The 390-nt window shown below is 68.7% G+C and carries 1 protein-coding gene; it reads left to right on the forward strand.

Features of this window, described 5'->3' with window-relative positions; all coding sequences use genetic code 11:
• The coding region (locus tag EN750_RS39025) for an alanine racemase (protein ID WP_189526901.1) at positions 1 to 390 on the forward strand (390 nt) is incomplete at both ends.

A 390-nucleotide genomic window follows, 5' to 3' on the forward strand; every position in this document is an offset into this window, starting at 1 on the left:
GCCCTGCGCCACTCGCTTGGGCCGGGCCCTGCCATTTTCGTGTTGAACGGCATTCCGCCCGGTGCCGAGCCGGACGCCGTGGCAGCAAACCTTTGCGCTGTTATCAACAGCCCCGAGCAACTGGCGGCTTGGCGTGTGACGGCTCGCCGCGCCGGCCGAAAACTGCAGGCCGCGATCCAGGTCGACAGCGGCATGTCGCGGCTCGGCATGGCGCCTCGGGATGTGGATCGCATCGCCGCCGACCCGCAGGCCTTCGACGGCATCGACATCCGTTACGTGATGAGCCATCTGGCCTGCGCCGACGAGCCGGAGCATCCGGCCAATGAGAAGCAGCGGCTGGCGTTCGAGCGGCTGCGCAAGATGCTGCCGGAGGCGCCGGCATCGCTGACC

Origin of the sequence: Mesorhizobium sp. M7A.F.Ca.ET.027.03.2.1 (genome assembly GCF_003999175.1) — a bacterium.
GTDB lineage: Bacteria > Pseudomonadota > Alphaproteobacteria > Rhizobiales > Rhizobiaceae > Mesorhizobium.